20 protein-coding genes are annotated in these 23,567 nt (G+C 72.9%); 9 read left to right on the plus strand and 11 right to left on the minus strand.

Translation table 11 applies throughout. The annotated features are described in order from the left end of the window. Entirely contained in the window at nt 1-1,446 is a 1,446-nt protein-coding gene (dcm, locus tag EJK16_RS00140) for a DNA (cytosine-5-)-methyltransferase (RefSeq protein WP_127125132.1), read from the plus strand. After that, nucleotides 1,373-1,882 (plus strand): very short patch repair endonuclease, encoded by a 510-nt coding sequence (locus tag EJK16_RS00145; protein ID WP_127125134.1) that lies wholly within the window; start codon nt 1,373-1,375, stop codon nt 1,880-1,882. Before dcm ends, EJK16_RS00145 begins: the two co-directional genes overlap by 74 nt. Nucleotides 1,883-2,157: 275 nt before the next feature. Here the strand turns inward: EJK16_RS00145 and EJK16_RS00150 are convergent, their stop codons facing one another. Further along, nucleotides 2,158-3,864 (minus strand): serine/threonine-protein kinase, encoded by a 1,707-nt coding sequence (locus EJK16_RS00150; RefSeq protein WP_127125136.1) that lies wholly within the window; start codon nt 3,862-3,864, stop codon nt 2,158-2,160. 57 nt (nt 3,865-3,921) lie between these two features. Next, nucleotides 3,922-7,167: a DEAD/DEAH box helicase gene (locus tag EJK16_RS00155; RefSeq protein WP_127125138.1), complete on the minus strand. Its 3,246-nt coding sequence runs from the start codon at nt 7,165-7,167 to the stop codon at nt 3,922-3,924. A 178-nt stretch (nt 7,168-7,345) separates the two neighbouring features. Between EJK16_RS00155 and EJK16_RS00165 the strand changes: the two genes are divergently transcribed. Both EJK16_RS00165 and EJK16_RS00170 read left to right on the plus strand, forming a co-directional pair. Then, nucleotides 7,346-8,173, plus strand: coding sequence for a deoxyribonuclease IV (locus EJK16_RS00165; protein ID WP_127125140.1), 828 nt, complete (start codon nt 7,346-7,348; stop codon nt 8,171-8,173). Between the two features lie 80 nt (nt 8,174-8,253). Continuing rightward, complete coding sequence (locus EJK16_RS00170) at nt 8,254-8,772, plus strand: SRPBCC family protein (protein WP_127125142.1); 519 nt, start codon at nt 8,254-8,256, stop codon at nt 8,770-8,772. A 23-nt stretch (nt 8,773-8,795) separates the two neighbouring features. On the opposite strand, the gene rlmC is transcribed toward EJK16_RS00170, so the two are convergent. The 6 genes from rlmC to EJK16_RS00200 all read right to left on the minus strand — a co-directional run bounded on the left by rlmC (nt 8,796) and on the right by EJK16_RS00200 (nt 14,136). Continuing rightward, nucleotides 8,796-9,920: a 23S rRNA (uracil(747)-C(5))-methyltransferase RlmC gene (gene rlmC / locus EJK16_RS00175; RefSeq protein ID WP_127125144.1), complete on the minus strand. Its 1,125-nt coding sequence runs from the start codon at nt 9,918-9,920 to the stop codon at nt 8,796-8,798. 142 nt (nt 9,921-10,062) lie between these two features. Continuing rightward, complete coding sequence (gene rraA / locus EJK16_RS00180; protein WP_127125146.1) at nt 10,063-10,536, minus strand: ribonuclease E activity regulator RraA; 474 nt, start codon at nt 10,534-10,536, stop codon at nt 10,063-10,065. Next, complete coding sequence (locus EJK16_RS00185; protein WP_127125148.1) at nt 10,533-10,934, minus strand: universal stress protein; 402 nt, start codon at nt 10,932-10,934, stop codon at nt 10,533-10,535. Before EJK16_RS00185 ends, rraA begins: the two co-directional genes overlap by 4 nt. Further along, nucleotides 10,931-12,604 carry a tripartite tricarboxylate transporter permease gene (locus tag EJK16_RS00190; RefSeq protein ID WP_127125150.1) on the minus strand — a complete coding sequence of 558 codons (1,674 nt, stop codon included), beginning with the start codon at nt 12,602-12,604 and terminating at the stop codon, nt 10,931-10,933. Before EJK16_RS00190 ends, EJK16_RS00185 begins: the two co-directional genes overlap by 4 nt. Next, nucleotides 12,605-13,117, minus strand: coding sequence for a tripartite tricarboxylate transporter TctB family protein (locus tag EJK16_RS00195; RefSeq protein ID WP_127125152.1), 513 nt, complete (start codon nt 13,115-13,117; stop codon nt 12,605-12,607). After that, complete coding sequence (locus EJK16_RS00200) at nt 13,114-14,136, minus strand: tripartite tricarboxylate transporter substrate binding protein (protein WP_127125154.1); 1,023 nt, start codon at nt 14,134-14,136, stop codon at nt 13,114-13,116. The genes EJK16_RS00195 and EJK16_RS00200 overlap by 4 nt, the downstream gene beginning before the upstream one ends. Nucleotides 14,137-14,346: 210 nt before the next feature. On the opposite strand from EJK16_RS00200, the gene EJK16_RS00205 reads away from it, so the two are divergent. The 3 genes from EJK16_RS00205 (at nt 14,347) to EJK16_RS00220 (ending at nt 17,209) form a co-directional block, all read left to right on the plus strand. Continuing rightward, on the plus strand, nt 14,347-15,936 hold the full coding sequence (locus tag EJK16_RS00205) for an ATP-binding protein (protein ID WP_370275851.1): 1,590 nt from the start codon (nt 14,347-14,349) through the stop codon (nt 15,934-15,936). Next, nucleotides 15,933-16,610, plus strand: a complete 678-nt coding sequence (locus EJK16_RS00210) for a response regulator (RefSeq protein ID WP_127125156.1) — start codon at nt 15,933-15,935, stop codon at nt 16,608-16,610. The genes EJK16_RS00205 and EJK16_RS00210 overlap by 4 nt, the downstream gene beginning before the upstream one ends. A gap of 401 nt (nt 16,611-17,011) precedes the next feature. Further along, nucleotides 17,012-17,209 (plus strand): hypothetical protein, encoded by a 198-nt coding sequence (locus EJK16_RS00220; protein ID WP_127125158.1) that lies wholly within the window; start codon nt 17,012-17,014, stop codon nt 17,207-17,209. A 111-nt stretch (nt 17,210-17,320) separates the two neighbouring features. Here the strand turns inward: EJK16_RS00220 and EJK16_RS00225 are convergent, their stop codons facing one another. Beyond that, a complete protein-coding gene (locus EJK16_RS00225; RefSeq protein WP_127125160.1) occupies nt 17,321-18,082 on the minus strand; it encodes a metalloregulator ArsR/SmtB family transcription factor in 762 nt (253 codons plus the stop codon). A gap of 218 nt (nt 18,083-18,300) precedes the next feature. On the opposite strand from EJK16_RS00225, the gene EJK16_RS00230 reads away from it, so the two are divergent. Together EJK16_RS00230 and EJK16_RS00235 are read left to right on the plus strand one after the other, a co-directional pair. After that, a complete protein-coding gene (locus EJK16_RS00230; protein WP_127125162.1) occupies nt 18,301-18,999 on the plus strand; it encodes a DUF4870 domain-containing protein in 699 nt (232 codons plus the stop codon). Nucleotides 19,000-19,117: 118 nt separating this feature from the next. Beyond that, entirely contained in the window at nt 19,118-20,383 is a 1,266-nt protein-coding gene (locus tag EJK16_RS00235; RefSeq protein WP_127125164.1) for an MFS transporter, read from the plus strand. Nucleotides 20,384-20,417: 34 nt separating this feature from the next. On the opposite strand, the gene EJK16_RS00240 is transcribed toward EJK16_RS00235, so the two are convergent. Both EJK16_RS00240 and EJK16_RS00245 read right to left on the minus strand, forming a co-directional pair. Continuing rightward, nucleotides 20,418-22,118, minus strand: coding sequence for an MDR family MFS transporter (locus EJK16_RS00240; protein ID WP_240645686.1), 1,701 nt, complete (start codon nt 22,116-22,118; stop codon nt 20,418-20,420). 258 nt (nt 22,119-22,376) lie between these two features. Next, nucleotides 22,377-23,297, minus strand: a complete 921-nt coding sequence (locus EJK16_RS00245) for an NAD(P)-dependent oxidoreductase (RefSeq protein ID WP_127125168.1) — start codon at nt 23,295-23,297, stop codon at nt 22,377-22,379. Nucleotides 23,298-23,567 lie beyond the last annotated feature (270 nt).

The following is a 23,567-nucleotide window of genomic DNA, read 5'->3' on the forward strand; positions in this document are numbered from 1 at the left end:
ATGACCACCGCCTCGGCGCCCTTCACATTTGTTGACCTGTTCGCAGGTATCGGCGGCTTCCACTCGGTGCTGAGCCATGCGGGGGGCCGGTGCGTCTACGTCTCGGAAATTGACGACGCGGCCCGCAGCACCTACGTCCATAACTGGGTGACGCCGCTACCGGAGAAGATGCGTCCGACTATCAACACAGACATCAACCTGGCTACCCCGGATGAGGGTCTTGACCCCGACTTTCCTGAAAATTTTGGCGTCCTTGCGGCAGGTTTTCCCTGTCAGCCGTTCTCGAAGTCAGGCCACCAGCACGGGATGGAGGAGGCTCGCGGAACCCTGTTCTGGAACATCGCCCGGATCCTCGAGGAGCGCCACCCACCGGTAATCCTGCTTGAGAACGTGCGCAACCTGGTAGGGCCGCGGCACAGGCACGAGTGGGACGTGATCATCGATACGCTGCGCGAGCTCGGGTACCGCGTGTCCTCTAAGCCGACGGTCTTCTCCCCACACTTCCTGCCGCCATCGATGGGCGGGACACCACAGGTCCGCGAGCGTGTCTTCATCCTGGGCACCTACATCGGACCAGAGCGCGTCAAGGAGGAGATCAAGACACGGGGCGACGTCCCCCCGACCCTCACCCGCGGGCCGGTCAACGGCTGGGACCCCCGGAACTGGGACGTTGAGTGGGTCCTCGACGACGACGCGGACATCGAGAACATCGACCGATACAGGCTCACCACCGCCGAGACCAAGCCCGAGACCGAGTGGATCAACGTCTGGGACGACCTCGTCCAAAGGATGTGGGCGTACCGAGGTGAGCGGCTGCCTGGGTTCCCGCTGTGGGCCGACGCCTGGGTCCCGGAGAGCTCGCTCAACCCGAACGAACTCGACCTCCTTCCCCCGTGGAAGGCCGACTTCCTGATCAAGAACGCCCGGTTCTACGACCAGCACCGCGACATCATCACGGCCTGGCGTACCGCCAACCCCAACTTCAACCAGTTCCCTCCCTCACGACGCAAGCTCGAGTGGCAGGCGCAGGACGCCACGTCGTTATGGGAGACCGTGATGCACTTCCGGCCTTCAGGTATCCGCGCCAAGGCGCCCACGTACGTGCCCGCCCTCGTGGCCATCACCCAGACATCAATCGTCGGAAAGCGGCGGCGGAAGATCACCCCACACGAGGCGGCCAGGCTCCAGGGCCTCCCGCGGTGGTTCGACTTCGCGAACGCCCGCGAGGCGCTGTCCTACAAACAGGTAGGCAATGGTGTCGCCGCCGGCGCCGCCTGGTACGTCTTCCGCGCCCACGTGGAGCGCGACCAAGACGACCTCCCCAGAGCCCTCGTCCGGGCGGTCCTGGACGCCCCGCTGAACCCAACGGGTGATGCTTTGTCGCCTGAGGCGTTCGCCTTCGAGGCCGAGTTGGACCGGGAGAGCCAGGAGCTGCTGGTGGGATGATTTCGTTGTGGCCGGCGAGAGGTGGGTCAGCACCACGGAGGGGCACCACCTCGCCGGCCGCCGGAAGGCCGGCACTGCGCCGGAGCTCAAGCTCAGGCGGGCGATCCATGCGGCCGGGGGTAGATTCCGCGTCCAGCGGCGCCTCGCACCCGGCTGCACCCCTGACATCGTCCTGCCCAGGCGCCGGCTAGCAGTTTTCGTCGACGGGTGCTTCTGGCACGGCTGTCCTGAGCATGGGCGCAAGAAGGCCTGGACCGGTCCCAACGCGGATCTGTGGGCCCAGAAGATGCGACGGAACCAGGAGCGCGATGCCCACTCGACAGCCATCGCCGAGGCGCTGGGCTGGACCGTGATGCGGTTCTGGGAATGCCAGATCAATTCCGACCCAGCTATAGTCGCGGGCCAAATTCTGGCCGCCGAACCCTTTAGACACTAAGGGGCGGCCGCCTTCGACCCATTTGACTCGACATCAGGGTACCCGCCGAAGTGGCAGCTCGTGTTAGCTGGTGGTGTCAGCGCACCCGGCACTTGCTGCGGGGCCGCCTCGAGGTCATCTTGGTGCCCGGCGTATGCACTGCCTGCCAGCCAGACCCGGATCCCCTGCCTGCTTCAGCGGCAGATCGACGCCGCCGCCGAGGTCATCAACATGGCCCCGGCCATCCTCGGAGTCTCGGGCAGGCGGCACCAATCGGTATGGAAGCAAATGACGCGCTACTTTCCGGGACCTGCGCCGCCGCCCTTGCCCGGACCCTTGTTGGTCTTGTGCTGTCCCTTCCCGGTCGCGCTCTTGCCGGCTTCCTTGTTTGCTCCTGGTGCGTCCTTCGAAGCGCCGGAACCGCGATTGGAGGGGTCGTTGGGGAGCGGCTGCTCGGCGGTGGGAACCGGGTCCATCTCCGCCGGTGTCGTCGCGGGTGCGGCCGGAGCCGGGGCCACTTCCGCCGGTGTCAGCGCGGGCGCGGCCGGGGCCGGTGTCTCGCTCGGCGCGGGGGGCGGGGCGACAGAAATCGGTGTGGCTCCGGGTGAGGACTCGGTCGGAGCCGGTTCCTGGGTCACCGCCTGCTTCGGGACCACGCTCGTGACGGCCCTCTCCGCAGGCCCGTGATCGCTCATGGCATTGACGGAGACCAGGGTCACTGCGACGGCGGCGAGCCCGGCCACCACGACCGGCACTCGCCTCTTCGAGCGCCGGGCGTCCGTGGGCGGCACCCACGCGGGCACCCCGGGATCATCCGGCTCCTCGGCCGGCAAAATGCTTGGGGTGGCCGCCGTCGTGGTCGTGGCGGTCGGCGGGAGCACGAAGGTGGCAGCCGTCGGGGCAGGTCCGAGCCCCGACCCGGGGGCGTCGGTCGTCGCTGTGCCCGCCGTCGGCAGGCCCGGATAGGCGGTCGCGGCCGTCATCGGTGAGACGGCATGCGGGGCCGCTGTGATGGGCGAGAGGGCGTGGGACGCGGCCGTCATCGGCGAGACGGGGTGCCGGGCCGCAGTCGGCGCCCCCGAAACCGCGTCAGGAATCACGGTCACCGAGCCGACGAACCCGGTTGCCGCGCCGGTCCCGGCCGTCGCGGCGGCCATGGCACCGACCGCGGCCGGCAGCCCGGCCCCGAAGCGCTCCGTTAGCTCACCGAGCACCTCCTGGACCTCGGTCGCGGACGGCCGCGCGTCCGGGTCCTTGGCGAGCAGCCCGGCCACGAGCCGGTCGAGCTCGTCGGGCGCGTCCGGGCAAAACTTCTTCAGCCGCGGCGCCTCGATGTACGCGTGCTGATGGAGGATCGCGACGGGCACCTCGCCGGTGAACGGCGGCTGGCCGGCGACCAGCGTGGTAAGCAGGCAGCCGAAGGCGTACATGTCCGTGCTGCGCGTAACGCTCTCGGCGCGCGCCTGCTCCGGCGCCATGTACTCCGCGGTGCCGAGCGTGGTCCCGGGGGCGGTCAGCGACGACGCGGACTGGTACTCGAAGGCGGCGATCCCGAAGTCGACGACGGTGACCTTGTCGCCGTCGACCAGGATGTTCGCCGGCTTGACGTCCCGGTGCACGATGCCCGCGGCGTGGGCGGCCGTGAGCGCGCCGGCGACCCGGCCCGCGATCCGGAGCGCCTCGTCCACCCGCAGCGGGCCGTCCTGCAGCACCGCGGCGAGATCCCGGCCGCGGAGCCGCTCCATGACGATGTAGGCGATATCCCCGTCGACTCCGGCGTCGTGCACGGTGACGATGTCGGGATGCTCGAGGGCCGCGGTCGCCACGGCCTCGCGGCGCAGCCGGTCCCCGAGCGTCGGGTCGCTGACTGCGCCGACGTCGACGACCTTGACGGCCACCCGCCGCCCCAGGACCAGGTCGATCCCCCGCCACACCTCGGCCATCCCGCCGCGGCCGAGCCGGCGGTCCAGCTCGTAGCGGTCGGCGAGAATGGTGGGGGGCACGCTGGCGAGTATGTCCGAGGCCAGACATAACGGCACGCCGGGGCGGGAATAGTCCCCCTACACCGCCAGCAGCTCCCGGATGTCCCCGGCGCTCAGCGGCGCGGCCAGCGCTCCGCCCTCGTCGATGACCTTGTCGAAGAGGTCACGCTTGCGGGCCTGCATGGCGAGCACCTTCTCCTCGATGGTGTTCTCGGCGACGAGCCGGTAGACCATGACGTTCTTGTCCTGCCCGATGCGGTGCGCGCGGTCCACGGCCTGCGCCTCCGCGGCGGGGTTCCACCAGGGGTCGAGGACGAAGCAGTAGTCGGCCTCGGTGAGGTTGAGGCCGGTGCCGCCGGCCTTGAGGCTGATGAGGAACACCGGGGCGTCGCCGGTTTTGAACCCGGCGACCCGGCTCGCGCGGTCGCGGGTGCGGCCGTCGAGGTAGCAGTACTCGATGCCCGCGGCGTCGAGCCGGCCCCGCACGGTGGCAAGGAAGCGGGTGAACTGGCTGAACACCAACGCCCGGTGCCCGCCGGCGACGACCTCCTCGAGCTGCTCGAGGAACACGTCCGCCTTGCTCGAGCGCACCTCGGCGTACTCCTCGTCCACGAGCGACGGGTCGAGGCTCAGCTGCCGCAGCAGGGTGAGCGACCTCAGGATGGTGAACCGGTTCTTCTCGACGTCGTCCAGGAGGCTGAGGATCTTGCGCCGCTCGCGCTGGAGGTGGGTGTCGTAGATCTTACGGTGCCGGGGGTTGAGCTGGACGCGCAGGACCTGCTCCTGCTTGGGCGGCAGGTCGGTGGCCACCTGCTCCTTGGTGCGGCGGCGGATGAACGGCCTGATCCGCCGGCGCAGCGTGGCGAGCTTTTCTGCGTTCCCGCGCTCGATTGGCTTGCGGTAGAGCTCGGCGAACGTCCCGGGGTCGGGGAACATCCCGGGCGCCACGATGGAGAGCAGCGCCCACAGGTCCATGAGGCTGTTCTCCAGCGGGGTCCCGGTGATCGCGAGCTTGAACGGCGCCCTGAGCCGGCGGGCGCACTGGTACGTCTTGGCCTGGTGGTTCTTGACGAACTGGGCCTCGTCGAGGATGAGGCCACCCCACGCCAGGGCCCGGTAGGCGGCCTCGTCGATGCGGAAGAGCGCGTAGGAGGTGACGACCAGGTCGGCGCCCGCGACGTCGTCAGCGAGGGCCCGTCCGGCCTTCTTCTGCGTCTGGGTGACGACCACGACGCGCAGGTCGGGCGCGAACCGCCGCGCCTCGTCCGCCCAGCCGGCCACCACCGAGGTGGGCGCGACGACGAGCGCGGGCGCGGTGAGGCTGCCGCTCTCCTTGGCCCGCAGCAGGGCGGCGAGGGTCTGCACGGTCTTGCCCAGGCCCATGTCGTCGGCGAGGATCCCGCCGAGGCCGGCGTCCCACAGGTGGCTCAGCCACGCGAACCCCTCGGCCTGGTACGGGCGCAGCGTGGCGCGGAGCCCGGCGGGCACGACAGCCGGGTCCGCGCCGCCCTCGTCGGCCAGGAGCCGGGCGACCGCGCCGCTCCACCGGGCGCTCTGCTCCTCGACCACGCCGAGCGCGGCGAGCTCCGACCACAGGGCCGCCTGGTACGCGGTCACCCGCAGCTTCTCGGAGTGCTTGTCCGTGAGGAAGCCGGCCTCCTCGATGAGCCGGCGTAGCTCGTCGAGCTCGGGACGGTCGATGCGGAAGTAGGTGCCCGAGAGGAGGACCAGGTGGTTATCCCGGCGGGCGAGCGCGGTGAAGAGCTTCTCGAACGGGATCCGCTCGCCCTCGATCTCCACGGTGACGCCGAGGTCGAACCAGTCGTCGTCGGCGGAGTCGGTGGCGGAGACGCGGATGACCGGCGCCGCGTCCGAGCGGCGGTACTCCGCGGGCGTGCCGACGACGTCGACGGCGACGCCCTGCTCGCGCAGGCCGGGCAGCACCTCCTCGGTGAAGATGGCGGCGTCGACACCCTGCAGCCGGTGCGTCGGCGCCGGCCCGGTGCGTCCGGGGCCCGCGCCGAGGTCCGCCGGGATCGTGAGCGCGCGCAGCAGGCGCTGCTCGGCGCCGCGGTCGCGTCCCGGCCCGCCCGCCGCGTCGAGCGGCACGCGGCGGACCATGTCGCCGACGTCGTAGCGGAACTCCCACGCGAGCGTGAGCTCATGGTCGTCGGCGTAGGTCAGCGTCAGGCCGAGGACCGGCGCGGCAACCGTGGGCAGGTCCACGGAGCCGTCGGTGGAGCGGACGGGCAGGAGCCGGCGCACGGTGGGGTAGTACTCGGCGAGGAACCGCTCGACGTCGGCCGCCGGGACGTCCAGCTCGCCGGCCACCACCAGGCCCGCGGCCTTCGGGGTCAGCGGTCGCGCGAGCGGCGCCAGGACGAGCCCGACGGCCGGGTCGCCCGAGTCGAGGACGACGCCGTGGGCGGGCCGGCCCACGAGCGACGCGCCACCGCCCCCGACGTGGACGGGGGCCAGCCCGGGCAGGTCCGCCACGGGTACGACGGTCAGGTCTCCGTCGTCGTCCCGGGTGAGCTCCAGGGCGACGGTGGCCGGGGCGTCCGCGACCACCACGGGGCCCGCCGCCCCCCGCGCCGGGACCAGCGGGACGCCGGCGTCGGCCACGGCGCGCAGCAGCGGCCACAGGGCCGTCCCGAACTCGTCGAGGAACACGGGGTTGTCGGAGTACGCCGACGCGGAGGGCCGGTGCGCCTGGTGGAGGGCGTGCAGCGCCTCGCGGTGCCGCTCGACCCGGTTGTGCAGCGCCCAGCGGAACGCGAGGTCGCGCCAGCTGACACCGCTGCGCACCCAGGCGCTCTTCCTCCCCGGGACCACCGGGCGCAGGCGGATGCGCACGCGGTCGGGCGCACCGCGCCAGCCGGGCTCGACGACGGTCTCGAGCTGCAGCCCGATGGGCACCTCGCCGCCGTCGACCTGGTCGTCCTCGACGACGTCGGCGAGCATGCGCTCCCAGGCGGGCGCCGTCCGGCGCAGCGACGAGAGGTCGTCGCGGGCGGCGGCGAGGACCGCCGCGACATGCTTGCAGTCCACCGCCATCGGGCAGGTGCACCGCCCGGTGCTGAGCCGGGTCCCCGCGGCGTCGCCGACCTGGACGATGGTCTGGTACGGCACGGTGGCCGTGCCGTCGACGGCGGCGAACAGCACCCGGCGTCCCGGGTCGGACGTGAGCCAGCTAACCCGGCCAGCGCGGGCGTACGCGAGGCCCCGCGCGTACACGGGGTCCCCGACGGCGGCGCGGATCTGGTCCTCGCCGGGCAGGTCCGGCCAGGTGCGCAGGTCCGCGAGCGCGGGGCGGGTGGTCATGCCTCTCAGGGTAGGTGCCGCCACCGACACGTCCTCCCGGGTACTCACCGGGCCGCCGTCGGGCCGGCGCGCGGCCCACGGGCGGGCGCCCCGCCGGCGAGGTCGCGGCAATCCCGGGGGCGGCGAGCCGGCGCGGCAATCTGGCGGCCGGTGAGCCGGCGCGGCCTAGTGTGGCCGCATGAGCGACGCACGCCCGGAACCCACGACGGCGACGACCCTGCGCATCGGCGCGCACGTGCGCCACGACGACCCCGTGGCCGCGGCCCAGGCGCGCGGCGCCACGCTGAGCCAGTTCTTCATCGGTGACCCGCAGGGCTGGAAGAAGCCCGTGGTGGAGTACGACGGCGGCGCCCCCGCCCTCCGGGCCGCCGCGCAGGAGGCGGGCGTCGACCTCTACGTCCACGCGCCCTACGTCCTCAACGTCGCGACGCTGAACAACCGAATCCGGATCCCCAGCCGCAAGCTGCTGCAGCAGCAGATGGACGCCGCCGCGGAGGTCGGCGCGGCCGGGCTGATCATCCACGGCGGCCACGTCTCGTCGGACGCCGAGCTCGAGAACGGCTTCGACAACTGGCACAAGGCGGTGGACCGGACCGACCTCAAGGTCCCGCTCCTCATCGAGAACACCGCGGGCGGCAACCACGCGATGGCGCGCCAGCTCGACCGCATCGCCCGGCTCTGGGACGCGATCTCCTCGGCGGACGGCTTCGACCGGGTCGGGTTCTGCCTCGACACCTGCCACGCGCACGCCGGCGGCAACGACCTGACCACGGTCGTGGACCAGGTCCGCGCGATCACCGGGCGCATCGACCTCGTGCACCTCAACGACAGCCGCGACGCCTTCAACTCCGGCGCCGACCGCCACACGAGCCTCGGCGAGGGCAGCATCGACCCGGACGAGCTGGCCGGGGTGGTTCGCGACGCCGGCGCCCCGGTCGTGTGCGAGACCCCGGGCGGCCCCGAGGAGCACCAGGCCGACTTCGCCTGGCTGCGCGCCCGGCTCTGAGCCGAGAGGTCGCACCCCGCCGCTACGGTGGTGAGCGGCCCGCCGCACGGCGCGACCGCCGTCGACCCGCAGGAGGCACCATGTCGCAGGACCCGCAGCCCACGGACCCGGCCGCCCCGCGGCCGACCGGCACGCTCACCCAGGCGCCGGCGGGCCGGGTCCTCTCGCTCCGCCGCACGCTCGCCGACCCGCCCGAGACCGTGTGGGCCACGCTCACCGAGTCCGACCGGACGGCTCGATGGTTCGGCAGCTGGACGGGCACGCCCGGTGCGGGGAACACGATCCAGGTCGCGATGTCGTTCGAGGAGGGATCGGACCCGGTCGACGTCCGGATCGTGGCGTGCGAGGCGCCGCGCCACCTGGAGATGACCGTGGACAACCCGGCCGGAGGGTGGCACCTGGAGGTCTGGCTCACCGGGTCGGACGGCGGCACCAGCGTCGAGCTCGTCCACCACCTCCCGGAGGACGCGCCCGTCGCCGAGATCGGGCCCGGCTGGGAGTACTACCTCGACAACTTCGTCGCCGCGCACACCGGCGGCCCGGCCGTCAGCTTCGACGACTACTACCCCGCGCAGCGCGACTACTACGCCGGGCTCTGACGACGTCGACCCGGGGTCGGTGCCTACGCCCGCTCCAGCAGCACCACCACCTCGTAGTGGGCGGTGTGCGGGAACATGTCGAGGACCCGCGCGCGCCGCGGCCTGAGCGAGGGCATGGCGTCGAGGTCGCGCGCCAGCGAGACGGCGTTGCAGCTGGAGTAGATGACCTGTCGGGCGGCGGAGGACTCCAGCCAGCCGGCCAGCTCCGCGCCGATGCCGCGCCGCGGCGGGTTGACGATGACCAGGTCGGGGGCGTCGTCGGCGGCGAGCGCGAACGCGGTGGCGTCGTCGGCCTCGAAGCGCACGCGGCGCAGGCCGGCGTCCCGGCGCGTCAGCTCCGCGGAGGCGATGGCCTCCGGGCTGACCTCGATGCCGGTGACGTCGCGCGCCGGGTCGGCGACGTGCAGGGCGAAGCCGCCGACGCCGCAGTACAGGTCCCACACCGACGCCGGCGCCGCCTCGTCCACCCAGTCCCGCGCCTGGCGGTACAGCGCCGCGGCGACGTCGGTGTTGGTCTGGAAGAAGCTCTGCGGGCGCAGGTGCAGGTCGATGCCGTTGAGGCCCATGCGCAGCGTCTCCTGCTCGGTGAGCACGATCTCCCGCTCGCCCTCCAGGACCGCCTTGTGCTCGGGGTGGAGGTTGACGGAGACCACCCGCAGCTGGGGCAGCGCCGCCAGCAGCGCGGGCAGGTGCTTGCGGATCCGGCCGACCGGCTCCTCGGAGCGCAGCACGAACCGGAGCATGAGCTCGCCGTCGGGCGACTCGGTGACGAGCAGGTACTTCAGCTCGCCGCGGCGGCGGGGCACGTCGTAGGGCGTGAGCCCGGCCCTCGTGATGAAGTCGGCGAGCGCGGGGAAGCACCCCTGCAGGCGGGCCGAATACAGCCCGCACTCGCTCAGGTCCACGCCGCGGCCCTCGGCGTCGAGGATGCCCAGCGTGGGCCGCTGAACCGTGCCGCCCACGACCATCTTGGCCTTGTTGCGGTAGGCCGACTCGCGGCTGGCCACGGGCGGCAGCCACTGCACGCCCGGGTGGGCGGCCAGCAGGTGCCGGCAGTGGCGCTCCTTGCCGCCCAGCTGGGCGGCGTACGGCTGCTCGAGGAGGGCGCAGGACCGGCACCGGCCGGCGTCGAAGTAGGAGCACTGCATAGACCAGCCAGCGTAGGCGCCGCGCGGGCGCCGGTCCGCGATCGTGAGCCGTTCCACAGGCGGACGACGGCGGGCGACAGCGCCCGCCGTCGTCCTCGCCGGGCCGCGCCGCCCGCCCGCCGGCCCGGACCTACCGGGCGGCTCAGCCGGGCAGGACCACCACGCCGTCGTCGTCGCTGACCAGGTGCGCGCCCGGGGTGAACGTCGCCCCGCCGAACGTCACGACGACGTCGCGCTCCCCCGCGCCAATCTTGCTGCTCTTGCGGGGGTTCGAGCCGAGGGCCTTGATGCCCAGGTCGAGGCCGCCGAGGAGGGCGACGTCGCGCACGGCGCCGTTGATGACCACGCCGGCCCAGCCGTTGCGCACCGCGCTGGCGCCGATCATGTCGCCCATGAGCGCGGTGTGCACGGAGCCGCCGCCGTCGACGACGAGCACCCGGCCCTCCCCCGGTTCGGCGAGCACGGCCTTGACCATGGCGTTGTCCTCGTGGCACCGGATGGTGACGACGGTGCCGGCGAAGCTCGCCCGGGCCCCGTACTGGCGCAGCTGCGTGTCGCAGGACTGCAGGGACTCCTCGTGCTCGTCGTACAGGTCGGCGGTGCCGGGCCCGGTCACGACGGCTCCCCCTGCTTGACCGCCAGGACGGGGCAGCTGGCCTCGAGGAGGATGCGCTGGGAGTTGCTGCCCAGCAGCAGCTTGCCGACGGGGCTGCGGTGGCGCAGGCCGATGACGATGAGGTCGGCGCGGTGCTCCTGGGCGGCGCCCAGGACCTCGTCCGCGGCGGAGCGCCCGCGCACCGGCTGCAGCAGCAGGTGCTCGACGCCCGCCTCCCGCAGGTGTCGGTCCGCCGAGTCGAGGTCCGCGTCGGAGACGATCCGCGGGTCGGCCGCCGCCTCGCCGCGCGAGGAGTTCACGACGATGAGCAGCGCCTCCTCCTTGCGGGCGAGGTCGGTGGCGTGCCGGAAGGCGGCCTGGCCTTCGGGGGTGGGGATGTAGCCGACGACGATCTTCATCTCTGCTCCGTGGGGGTGGTCGGGGTGGACTCGAGGGACTCGTCCGTGAGTTCCACGCGGGCGGCCGTGCCGCCGTCCGCCTGGGCGCCGATACCGGCCGTGCCGCCGTCCGCCCGGGCGCCGATACCGGCCGGGGCGACGCCCGTCTCCCGGTCAGTGGCGGGGGGCACGCCCGGGGACGTCGTGCCGCGGGCGCGGCGGACGCCGGCGGCGAGGAACGGCCAGGCCAGGATGATCGCGATGATCCCGTAGACGACGAGGGCGAGCGGCTCGTCGAACAGCCCGGACGGGCTCCCGGCGGACAGCTGCAGCGCCTGCCGCAGCTTGCCCTCGGCGAGCGGGCCGATGATCACGCCGATGATGAGCGGCAGCACCGGCAGCCCGTACCGGCGCATCAGCAGCCCCAGCAGCCCGAAGACCAGCAGCAGCAACAGGTCGAACCACTGCATGTTCACCGAGTACGCGCCCAGGGTGGCGAAGAAGAGGATGCCCGCGTACAGGTACGGCCGCGGGATCTGCAGCAGCTTGGCCCACGCGGGCGCGAGCGGCAGGTTGATCAGCATCAGCAGCGCGTTGCCGATGAACAGCGAGGCGATCAGGCCCCACACCAGCTCGGGCTCACGCTCGAACAGCAGGGGCCCGGGCTGGATATTGAACTGGATGAACGCGGCAAGCATGACGGCGGCGGTGGCGTTCGTCGGCAGGCCGAGGGCGAGCATCGGCACGAGGGTGCCCGCGGCGGAGGCATTGTTCGCCGCCTCCGGCCCGGCGACGCCCTCAATGGCGCCGTGCCCGAACTCCTCCGGGTGCTTGGACAGCCGCTTCTCGGTGACGTAGGACAGGAATGTCGGGATCTCCGCACCGCCGGCGGGCAGCGCCCCGAACGGGAACCCGAGGGCGGTGCCGCGCAGCCACGGCTTCCACGAGCGCCCCCAGTCCTTCTTCGACATCCACGGCCGCCCCACGGGGATGACCGCGGCGGAGGACCGGCGCAGGTGCGCGGCCACCCACAGGGCCTCGCCGACGGCGAAGATCGCCACGACCATGACCACGATGTCGATGCCGTCGGCCAGCTGCGGCTCGCCGAAGGTCAGGCGCGCCTGCCCGGTGACCGGGTCGAGCCCGACGAGCCCGATGCCCAGGCCGAGCGCGAGGGAGGAGAACCCGCGCACCCGGGAGGAACCGAGCACCGCGGTGACGGCCACGAGGGCGAGCAGCATGATCGCCAGGTAGCTGGGCGCCCCGAGGGCGATGGCGAAGCGCACCACCACGGGCGCGAAGAACGCCAGCAGCGCGGTGCCGATGGTGCCGGCCACGAAGGAGCCGATGGCCGCCGTCGCCAGCGCCTGGGCGGCCCGGCCGGCCTTGGCCATCTTGTGGCCCTCGATGGCCGTGACCACCGTGGCGGACTCCCCGGGGGTGTTGAGCAGGATCGAGGTGGTCGACCCGCCGTACATGCCGCCGTAGTAGATGCCGGCGAACATGATGAAGGCGCTGGTCGGCTCGAGCGCGAAGGTGACCGGCAGCAGCAGCGCGATGGTCATGGCCGGGCCGAGGCCCGGGAGCACGCCGACGGCGGTGCCGAGCAGCACGCCGATGACGGCGTACAGCAGGTTGATCGGGGTCGCGGCGGTCACGAAGCCGTCCGCGAGCGCGTTGAGGACGTCCATCTAGAGCACCCCCTCGAGGATCCCGGCGGGCAGGTGGATGCCCAGGCCGAGGTAGAAGCCGTAGAAGGTGACCAGGGCCATCGCCAGGGAGATGAGCAGGTCGCGGACGTAGTGTCGGCCGCCCAGGGCGACAACGGACCCGAAGAACAGCAGGGTGCCGGAGAGCACCCAGCCGAGGGTGTCCACGAGCAGGATGTTCGCGGCGAACACCGCGATCAGGGGCACGACCGTGCGCCAGTCGGTGGGGTGGGTCAGGTCCACGTCCTCACCACCCTCGGCCTCGCCGCGGCCGCCGCGCAGGACGTCGATCGTCAGCACGACCGCGCAGACGAACAGCAGCCCAGCGACGACGTAGGGCACGACCTTCGGCCCGATGGGGTCGGACTGGGAGTACGGGGCGTGCAGCCCCAGCGCGTCCACGAGGACGACGGCGCCGACCACCCCGAGCAGGGCGGCGACACCCAGCTCGGAGCGGCCGGTCGCACGCCGCGTCGCCGTAGTCGGGGCGGTCATGCCAGCCCGAGCTCCGTGAGGACGTCGGCGACGCGCTTGTCCTGCTCGGTCAGGAAGGCGCCGAACTCGTCGCCGGTGATGAACGCGTCGGTCCAGCCGTTCTTCTCCAGCGCCTGCTCCCACTCCGGCGTGTCGTGCATGGTCTCCAGCGCCGCGATCCAGGCGTCGCGGTCGGCGTCCTCGATCTCCGGCGGGGCGACGATGCCGCGCCAGTTGGTGAAGACCAGGTCGATGCCCGAGTCGGTGAGGGTGGGGGCGTCGATCCCCTCGACCGCCTCCTCGCTGGAGACGGCGAGGACACGGATCTCCCCGGTCTCGATCTGGTCCTTGAACTCGCCCGCGCCGGAGGTGGCGAAGTCGAGCTTGCTCCCCAGGATGGCGGGCAGGAGGTCACCACCGCCGTCGTAGGAGACGAAGTTGACCTGGGTCGCGTCGATCCCGACCGCCTGGGCCAGCTGCATGGGCAGGAGGTGGTCGGGCCCACCCGGGGAGGAGCCGCCGCCGACGCTGAGTCCGGCCGGGTCCGCCTTCCAGGCGGTGACCAGGTCGTCGATGGTCTGGAACGGGGAGCCGGCCGGCACCATGATCGCGCCGGGCTCCTCGATGAGCTTGGCCAGCGGGGTGGTCTCGGTCAGGGTGGCCTCGGACTTGTTGGTGTAGCTCGCGCCGACCACGCCCAGGCCCATGAGCATGGCCAGGTCGCCGTTGCCGGCCTCGGAGACGGTCCGGGCGAGGCCGACGGTGCCACCGGCGCCCTCGAGGTTGAAGACCTCCAGGCCGGAGGAGATCTTGGCCGCCTCCATGACCTGCGCGGCGGTGCGGGCGGTCTGGTCGTAGCCGCCGCCGGGCGAGTTGGGGACCATGATCCGCTTGTCGGTGAGGACCTCCGTGGCCGTGGCGGAGGCGGTGCCGGGCTCGGCTCCCGCGTCGTCCTGGCCGCCGGTGACGCCGCAGGCCGTCAGGGCGAGGGCGGCTCCGGCGAGGAGGGCGGGGATCTGGAGCACGCTGCGTCGTCGCATCGTCGAGCCTCTTCTCTGAGGTGGTGAAGGGAACGCCGCAATCCTGACCCGGCGCCCCGGCCGGGTCACCATTGCGGTCGCAAAGGACGTTGAGTTCTTTGTGGTCGCGGGCCGGGCCGTCCCGGGAGACCGGAACCCGCCCACGGAGGTGGCACCATAACGGGGTCGGTCCCCCGTCCGGCGCGGGACGGGTGCGCACGAGGAGGTGGCATGGGCAGGCGGATGACGCTCGCCGGGCAGCTCCTCGCCCTCCAGCTCCTCGTCGTGCTGCTGGTGGTGGCGGTGGTCGGCGGCCTGTCCTTCTCCCAGACCGGTCGGCAGGTGGAGCGGACGGAGAGCCGCCGCGCCCTGTCCGCGGCGGAGAACCTCGCCGGCAACGCCACCGTCCGCGGCCTGCTGCCCTCCGCGCTGCCCGGCGGCAGCGCCGCGCTCGCGGCGGTCGGCGAGACGGTCCGCACCGTCTCGGGCTCGACGTCGGTGACGCTGCTCGGTCCGGACCGGACGGTCCTCGAGTCCTCGCGCCCCGACGACGTCGGCACGGTGCTCCCCCACGACGCCCCCGGCCGGGTCGAGGGCCGGTCCTGGTCCGGGCCCGTGGCGGGCCGTTCCGCCGTCGCCGCCGAGGTCCCCGTGCTGGCCGACGACGGGCGCCTCATCGGCACCGCCCGGGTGGGCCGCGACCTTCCCTCGGTCGGCGAGCGGCTCGCCCTCGCAGGCCCCGACCTGCTGGCCTACGTGGGGCTCGCGACGACCATCGGCGTCATCGGCTCCACGATGCTCTCGCGGCGGATCAAGCGCCAGACGCTCGGGCTGGAGCCCACGGAGATCGCGGGGCTCGTCGAGCACCGCGAGGCGCTGCTGCACGGCATCAAGGAGGGCGTGCTCGCCCTGGACCAGGCCGGGCGGGTGACCCTCCTCAACGACTCGGCGCGTCAGCTGCTGGCCCTCCCGGCGGACGCCGTCGGCCGTCCGCTGGACGAGCTGACGGGGGACCCCGAGCTGCGCGAGGCCCTGACCCAGGACGTGGCGGCCCCGGACCGGCTCATCCTGGTGGGGCCGCGCCTGCTCGTGCTCAACCGGATGCCCGTGCGCTCGCACGGCGCGTTGCTGGGTTCGGTCACGACGATGCGGGACCGCACGGAGGTGCAGGCCATGGAGCGGGCGCTGGACACCTCACGCCGCGCGACCGGCACGCTCCGGGCCCAGACGCACGAGTTCTCCAACCAGCTGCACACCATCTGGGGTCTGCTCCAGCTCGGCGAGTACGGCGAGGCCGTGCGGTTCGTCGAGGGCGTGAGCCACCACCGGGAGAGCCTGTACGCGCAGGTCACCGAGCGGGTGTCGGACCCGCCCATCGCGGCGCTGCTCATCGCCAAGGACTCCCTGGCGGCCGAGCGGGGGGCGAAGCTGCAGCTCGCGGCCGGTTCGCGCGTGGACAGGGTCGACGAACCCCTCTCCCGCGACCTGGTCACCGTGGTCGGGAACCTCGTCGACAACGCCCTCGACGCCGTCGCGGGGACGGCGGAGCCGCGCGTGGAGGTCTCCCTGGTCGAGGACGAGGAGGCCGTCACCGTCCGTGTCCACGACTCGGGGCCCGGTGTGGACGACGCCGCCTCGGACCAGCTCTTCCGCAGCGGCTACTCCACCAAGGAGTCCCAGGACGCCGGCGGGCGCGGCTACGGCCTGGCGCTCGTGCGGCTCGTGTGCCGACGGCGCGGGGGCGACGTCACGGCGCACAACGACGACGGGGCGGTCTTCACCGCCCGGCTGCTGAAGACACAGGTGGAGGCGCAGGCGTGATCGGGGTACTCATCGTCGACGACGACTACATGGTCGCGAAGATCCACGAGGGCTTCGTCAGCCGGTGCGAGGGGTTCGAGGTGGTCGGCGTCGCGCACGACCCGGCGGCCGCGGTGGCGGCCGCCGGGCGGCTCCGGCCGGACCTGGTGCTGCTCGACGTCTACCTGCCGGGCGCGACGGGCCTCGACATCCTCGGGCCGCTGCGCGAGGCGGCGCCGGACATGGACGTCATCGTCGTCACCGCGGCGCGGGAGGCGGAGACCGTCAAGCGGGCGGTGCGCGGCGGGGCGGTGCAGTACCTCATGAAGCCCTTCGCCTTCACCGACCTCCAGCAGCGGCTCCAGCACTACCGCGACACCCACCGCGCGCTCGCGCCCGGCGCCGAGCCGGCGCAGACCGACGTCGACCGCCTCTTCGCGACCCCGGTCGGCGCCACCCCGAGTGGCTCGGCCCCGCTGCCGAAGGGCCTGAGCCCGGAGACGCTGCAGCTCGTCGAGCAGGTGCTCGCCGCGTCGGAGGGCGATCTCTCGGCGGCCGAGGCCGCCGAGCTCGCGGGCATCTCCCGGGTGAGCGCGCGGCGCTACCTCGAGCACCTGGCGGCGGCCGGCAGCGCGGAGGTGCGGCTGCGCTACGGCGAGGTGGGCCGGCCGGAGCGGCGGTACGCCGCGCGCTGACGCGGCGGCGGGCGGCGCCGCGTGGGCGAGGAGCACCTCGCCGACCGCGGAGACGTGCAGGGGCAGCCGGCCACCGACGCGCGCCGCGCGGGGGACCCGCTTGGAGCTGTAGATGCGGTCCACGAACAGCACGTCCGGGCCGGACCGGATCGCCAGGTGCGTGGTCTCCTGGGTGAAGCCGAAGAGGTCCTGGAGGATCGGGCGGGCGCGGTCACGCATCTGCCGGCTTCGTTCGGCGCCTTCACGCGGGAAGGCCGACCGCGGCCAACGACATCGTCGTCGTGCCGGTCCCAGGCCGTTCACGGCTGAGGGCCCGGTCCAGGCGGGTCGTGCAGGCCCGATGTCAGTGGGGTGGTCCATCGTGGACGTGACAGCAGGAGTCAGGCAGAAGGGGGAACGACATGACCGCCATCACGCTCGAGGCCGAGGCCAGGCTCGAGACCGAGGCCCTGTGGGCGGTGGCAGAGAGCGCGCGCACGGGCTCCATCGATGCGCTGGCCGACTGCGCCCGCGTCTGGTGCACGTCCTCGCCCGGGCCCGCTCGCGTCGTCGGCGGCTTCTGCGAGCACTGCGGCGCGCGGGACCACGACGACCTCTGAGCGCCGGCGCCGCCACCGTTCCGGGTCTCCGGCGCGCCCGGTGACGACCGTCGCGGCAGACCGCTGCGACGACGGACGTGGCGGGCCCCAGCGCGCCGGGGCCCGCCACACTCAGCGGTCCGCGTACATGAGGGAGCCCGGCGTGGTCAGGGTCTCGCCGGTCTCCAGCCAGGTCTTCAGGCCGGAGAGGATCATCGGCCAGCCGCCGTAGAGCTGGTCGTTGGCGCCCTCGCGCAGCTGGTCGTGGGTGACGGTGAGCCGGCAGGAGTCGGCCACCTTCTCGATCTCCCAGGTCACGCGCGAGAAGCCCTCCTCCTTCACGTCGTCGCCCCACAGGGCACGCAGGGTGTGCACGAGCCGGCGGGGCGGGTCGATCTCGAGGACCTCGCCGTCGCCGAGGAGGCCGCGCTCGGATGCGGGGTGAACCATCTCCACCCGCGAGCCCACCGTCCAGTCGGAGCGCACCCGGGCGCCGAAGTTGTACTTCGCCCGGATCTCGCCGTCGGTGATCGCCTCCCACAGCCGCTCGGGCGTGGTGCGGATGTAGATCTCGAAGACCTTCTCCATCGGAGTCTCCAGCGTGCTCTTGAGCCCGCTCAGCGTCGCCGCCCAGGGCTCGGCGTACTTGCTCACCCACCGGTCGTGGATGAGACGGATGGGAACAGGGTTGAGGAAGTGCAGCTTCTCGCGGCCCCGGCGCCGGACGACGACCAGGCCGGCCTCCTCCAACAGCTTCAGGTGCTTCGCCACACCGAAGCGGCTCATCTCGAAGTGCTGCTCGAGGGCGGTCATGGACTGACCGTCCTCACGGAAGAGCTCGTCGAGGAGCTGCCGACGCGTCGGGTCGGCGAGCGCCTTGAACACCTCGTCCACAGGCACCATTATGTGACCGTTTGGTCACATGTCAAGGCTCGTCGTGCCCGCGAGCGCGTCAGTGGCGCGGGGGCGTGCGGCTCGGCGCGGCCCGTCCCGGCGCGGTCGCCGTGGCCACCTCGATCGGCCCAACGTCCCGCACAGGCAGCCCCTGTGCTGCAATCCTTCAGACATCCAGAACGTTCGTACTCGAGATGACGATGAAGTGGTGAGCGGCCATGACCAACCTGCCCTCCGACCCTCCGCAGGACCCGAACTCGGAAGACACGCCCCGGACGCCCGGCCCGACACCCCCGTCAGGCGACGCCAACCTGGGCGCCGACAGCCCGCAACCGCCGTATGGTCCGCCGTCCGGATCCGGGCCGCAGCACGAACCCGGCCAGCCGTACGGGCCCGGCCAGCCGTACGCGCCGGGCCAGGCGTACGGGCCCGGCCAGGCGTACGGGCCGGGCCAGCCGTACGGGCCGGGCCAGCCGTACGGGCCCGGCCAGCCGTACGGGCCCGGCCAGCCGTACGGGGCGGGCCAACCCGGATACCCGCCCGGTTATCCCGGTCAGCCCGGCTACCCCCAGGGCTACCAGCCGACGCTCATGAGTCCCGCTGACGAGCGGCTCTGGGCCAGCCTCACGCACCTGAGCGGGCTGGTCTTCTCGTTGTTCGGCCCCCTCGTCGTCTGGCTGGTCGTGAAGGACCGGGGCGTGTTCGTCGAGGACCAGACCAAGGAGGCGCTCAACTTCCAGATCACGGTCGCGATCTTCGGCGCCGCCATCACGCTGATCGCGGTGCTCACGCTCGGGCTGGGCTCGATCCTGTACCTGCTGGCCATCCCCGCCGTCGTGTTCATGATCCTCGCGGCCGTCGCCGCCAGCCGCGGCGAGTGGTACCGCTACCCGGTCAACATCCGCCTGGTGCACTGACCACCGATCCCGAGCGGAACCCTCACCGGACCGCGCCCTGGTGAGCCGGGGCCGACGAGCGCGCCAGCCGCCGAGTCGAACACGCCGACGCGGGAACGGCGTGTCCTAGAGTCGGCCCGTGACCGCGCCGACTCCGGACCCCGCGCCCGACGCGCTGCTCCGGCCGGGGTCCCCCGCCCACCGCCGGGCCCTCGTGGCGCTCTTCGGCACGGGCATGGCCACGTTCGCCCTGCTGTGGTCCGCCCAGCCCCTCCTCGTCCTCATCGGCGAGGAGTTCGCGCTCCCCGCGACGTCCGCCAGCCTGCTGCTCTCGGTCGCCACCGCGGCGCTCGCCCTCGCCGTCCTGCCGCTGGCGCGGCTGTCGGAACGGTGGGGCCGGGCGCGGGTGATCGCCGGCGGCCTGACGGTCGCCGTCCTCGCCGGCATCGCCCTCGCCGGCGCCGGGTCCTGGCCGCTGGTGCTGGGGCTGCGCACGCTGCAGGGCGCGGCGCTGGCGGCGGTGCCCGCCGCCGCCCTGGCGTGGGTCGCCGAGGAGGTCGCCCCCGCGGCCGTGACGCAGATGGGCGGGCTGTACATCGCCGGCACGTCGCTCGGCGGCATGGGCGGTCGGCTGCTCGCCGGGGGCGCGGCCGAGCTGTGGGGCTGGCGCGGCGCGCTCCTGGCGGTCGCCTGCCTCTCCGCCGTCGTCGCGGTCGCGGCCCTGGCGCTCCTGCCGCCCTCCCGGCACGCCGGCGGGCGGCGGCCCGCGCCGCCGCCGTCTCGCGCGGCGCCCCGGCGCGACGGCGAGCCGGCCGCCACCCCCGCACGCGCCGATCCCTACCGGGCGGCGCGGGTGCGCCTGTACGCCGTCGGGGGGCTCGGGATGGCGATGTTCGTCGGCATGTACAACGTGGTCGTCTACCGCACGAGCGCGGAGCCCTACCAGCTCGGCGTCGGGCTCGGGTCGATGTTCTTCCTCACCTACGCCGCCGGCACGCTCACGTCGGCGCAGGCCGGCCGGCTGACCGCCCGGGTCGGCGTCCGCGTCGCCGTGCTGGTCGGCCTGGCCACCTGCGCCGCCGGCGTCCTGGTCACCCTGGCGGCGCCGCTGTGGGCGATCTGGCTGGGCCTGCTGCTCCTCGCCGCGGGCTTCTTCGTCACCCACGCGACCGCGAACTCCACCGTGGCACGCATCGCCCCGCGCCCCTCCGCGGCTGCCGGGCGCTACACGTTCGCCTACTACCTCGGCTCGTCCGTCGGCGGCGTGCTGCTCGGCCAGGCGTGGGACGTGGGCGCCTGGGGTGGCACGGCGCTGGCGGCCCTGGCCGTCCTCGCCATCGCCGCCCTGGTGGCCGCGGGTCTCCCCCACCGACCGGGAGCACGGGCCCCCGCCCCCCAGCGGTGAGAGGTCAAGTTCTCGCATGCGAGGACTTGACCTCTCACGGGCGGGGGGAGGGCGGTCCAGCGTGCACGGCCTGCTCGGCCTGTCCGGCGGCCCCGAGCTCCTCGGCCGCCACCGGCTCGTCGGCCGCCTGCTCCGCCGCCGCGCGCTCGGCCTCGGCCTGCTCGCCGGTCACGGCCTCCCCGCGCGCCACCATGCCGGCGACATCGGACAGCGCGATCTCGCGGATGAAGAAGGCGAGCACGAAGCCGATGGCGAGCAGCGGCACGAGGTACCAGAACGCCGGGGCGAGCGCGCCGGCGTAGGCGTCCACGACCCCCGACTTGATGGGCTCGGGCAGCGTCTGGACGATCTGCGGGGTCAGCGACGTCGGAGCCGCGTCGGCGCCCGTCCCGCCCTGCGGGGCCCCGGCGAAGACGCCCTCGAGCCCGTCGACGAGCCGCGTGGTGAAGATCGAGCTGAACAGCGCGGTGCCGACGGCGGCGCCGATCTCACGGAAGAAGTTGTTGGCGCTGGTGGCCGTGCCGAGCTCGTGGGGGTCGACGGCGTTCTGGACGGCCAGGACGACGGTCTGCATGACCAGGCCCAGTCCGGCGCCGAGCACGAAGATCATCGCGGAGTACTGGACCATGGTGATGTCGGCGGTGATGGTGGTCATCCAGATCAGCGCCGCGGTGGCGATGCCCATGCCGACGATCGTGTAGATCTTGTACCGGCCGGTCCTGGTGATGGCGATGCCGGAGCCGATCGCGGTGGCCATCATCCCGACCATCATCGGGATCATGAGGAACCCGGACTGCGTGACGCCGGAGCCGGTGGCCATCTGCAGGAACGTGGGCAGGAAGCCCAGCGCCGCGAACATGCCCATGCCGATGACCAGGCCGATGAGCGTGGACAGCGTGAACACGGAGTTCCGGAACAGCCGCATGGGCAGGATCGGGTCCGCCGCGCGCAGCTCGACGGCGACGAAGGCGCCCCAGGCGAGCACGGTGCCGACGACGAGCGCGACGAGGCGGCCGTCGTCGAGGCTGTAGCTCCCGCCCAGGCTCTCCCAGGTCGCGAGGACGATGACGGCGGAGGTGGCGACCGCCATCAGCGCGGCGCCGAGGACGTCGACGCGCCGGTCCGACCGGTGGCTCGGCAGCTTGAGCGTGACCCAGGCGATGGCGAAGGCGAGGACGCCGAACGGCAGGTTGATCCAGAAGGCCCAGCGCCAGTCGTGGGAGTCGGTGAAGTAGCCGCCGAGCAGCGGTCCGGCCACGGCGGCGACGCCGAACAGGGCGCCCATGGGGCCCATGTACTTCCCGCGCTCCTTGGCCGGCACGATGTCCGCGATGATGGCCTGGGACAGGATCATCAGGCCGCCGCCGCCCAGTCCCTGCACCCCGCGCCAGATCACGAGCTCGTTGAAGCTCCCCGCGAAGCCGGCCCCCGCCGACGCCACGGTGAACAGGCTGATGGCCAGGAGGAACGGGTACCGGCGCCCCCAGGAGTCGCCGGCCTTGCCGTACAGCGGCATAACGACGGCGACGGCGAGGATGTAGATGGTGATGAGCCAGCCCTGGTGCTCCACGCCGTTGAGCTCGCCGACGATCGTGGGCATCGCGGTGCTGATGATCGACTGGTCCAGCGAGGAGAGGAACATGCTCGCCATCAGGGCGGCGAAGATGAGCCACACCGTCCGGCGGTCCAGGACCACGAGTGGTCGGTCGGTCGCGGCGGTGGGTGTGGCGGTCACAGCGGTCTCCTGGGCGGGGCGCGTTCGTCGGATGGGGGCGGTGCAGCGGTCACGCCGTCGGGGCGGCGGCGCAGCCCCCTGCGGACCGACGGGGACCTCTGACCTCACGACCAGCATGAAAGGTAGCCGACGGGGGATGGCCGGATCGTCCCTATTGTTCGATGAGGCCCGTCACATCGTGAGAACACCGCCACGCGGCGCCGTCGGCGGCCGCCCGTCGACGCCGGCCGACCGTGCCTGCCCCACCTGCCAGACCGCTCAGAGGGACCGGTCCAGGATGTACTTCTGCACCGAGATGGAATCATGGTCGCCGAGGCCGCCCTCGACCATGGCGTCGAAGACCTCGTGCAGCACCGGCAGGACCTGGGCGGCCACGCCGGAGCGCTCCGCCTCGGCCGCGGCGAAGCCGAGGTCCTTGCGCAGGAACCGCGCCCGGCCGGCGGGCGGGTACTCGTGGGCGATGAGCTTGGCCTTCTTGACCTCGAGGATGCGGGAGCCGGCGTACCCCCCGCCCAGGAGGTCGAGCAGCTTGGCCAGGTCGAGCCCGGCGCGCTCGGCGATGACGCTGGCCTCGCCCAGCGCCACCGTCGTGGCCGCCACGATGAGCTGGTTGCAGGCCTTGGCGACCTCTCCCGCGCCGACCGGCCCGAGGTGGACGGCAGTGCCCATGGCGCCCAGCCACGGCATGACCCGGTCCACGTCGGCCCGGCCGCCGCCGACCATGATCGACAGTGTGCCCGCGGCTGCCCCCTCGACCCCGCCGGAGACGGGTGCGTCGACCACGGTGAGGAGCCCGTCCGTGCGCCGGGTGAGATCGTCCGCGAGCTCGCGCACGCCGGTCGGTGCGCTGGTGGAGGAGATGACGAGCACCGTCGGCCCGGCGAGGCCCGCGAGCAGGCCGTCGTCGCCGTCGAGGAGCTCGGCCACCTCGGGAAGGTCGGGGAGCATGGAGATGACGACGTCGCAGCGGCCGGCCAGCTCGCGCGGGGTGTCGGCCCAGTGCGCCCCGGAGTCGACCAGGTCGGCGGCGCTGGACTGGCGGCGGCTGTGCACCCAGAGCTCGCCGCCGTGTTTCGCCGCCGCGCGCAGCAGGTGGTGCGCCATCGGCTGGCCCATCAGGCCGAGGCCGATGAAGCCGACCCGCCCAGGCCCCCCGCCGCGCTCCGCCTCGTCCGGCATGCGAGCCTCCTCGTTACGGACACCGATGGATCTCGGGCGCACTCTGCCACGTCATCAGCGAAGTGCCCCATAGGTGGGGCGGGAGTGAACCGCGCGGGGTCGAGGAGGCACCTCATCTCCCCCTCCAGCACCGTTCATGGGGCATCGAGGTCCCGCTGGCGCCGCCCGCGTGCCGGCGAAGCCACCTTCCGACGGCCGGCCCCGCACATTTACTATTCCAGCAGGCGAACGTCCGTTTTACTCCGTAAACTCGTACCACCAGGAGCGTGG

The organism is Georgenia sp. SYP-B2076, from assembly GCF_003991205.1.
GTDB lineage: Bacteria > Actinomycetota > Actinomycetes > Actinomycetales > Actinomycetaceae > Georgenia.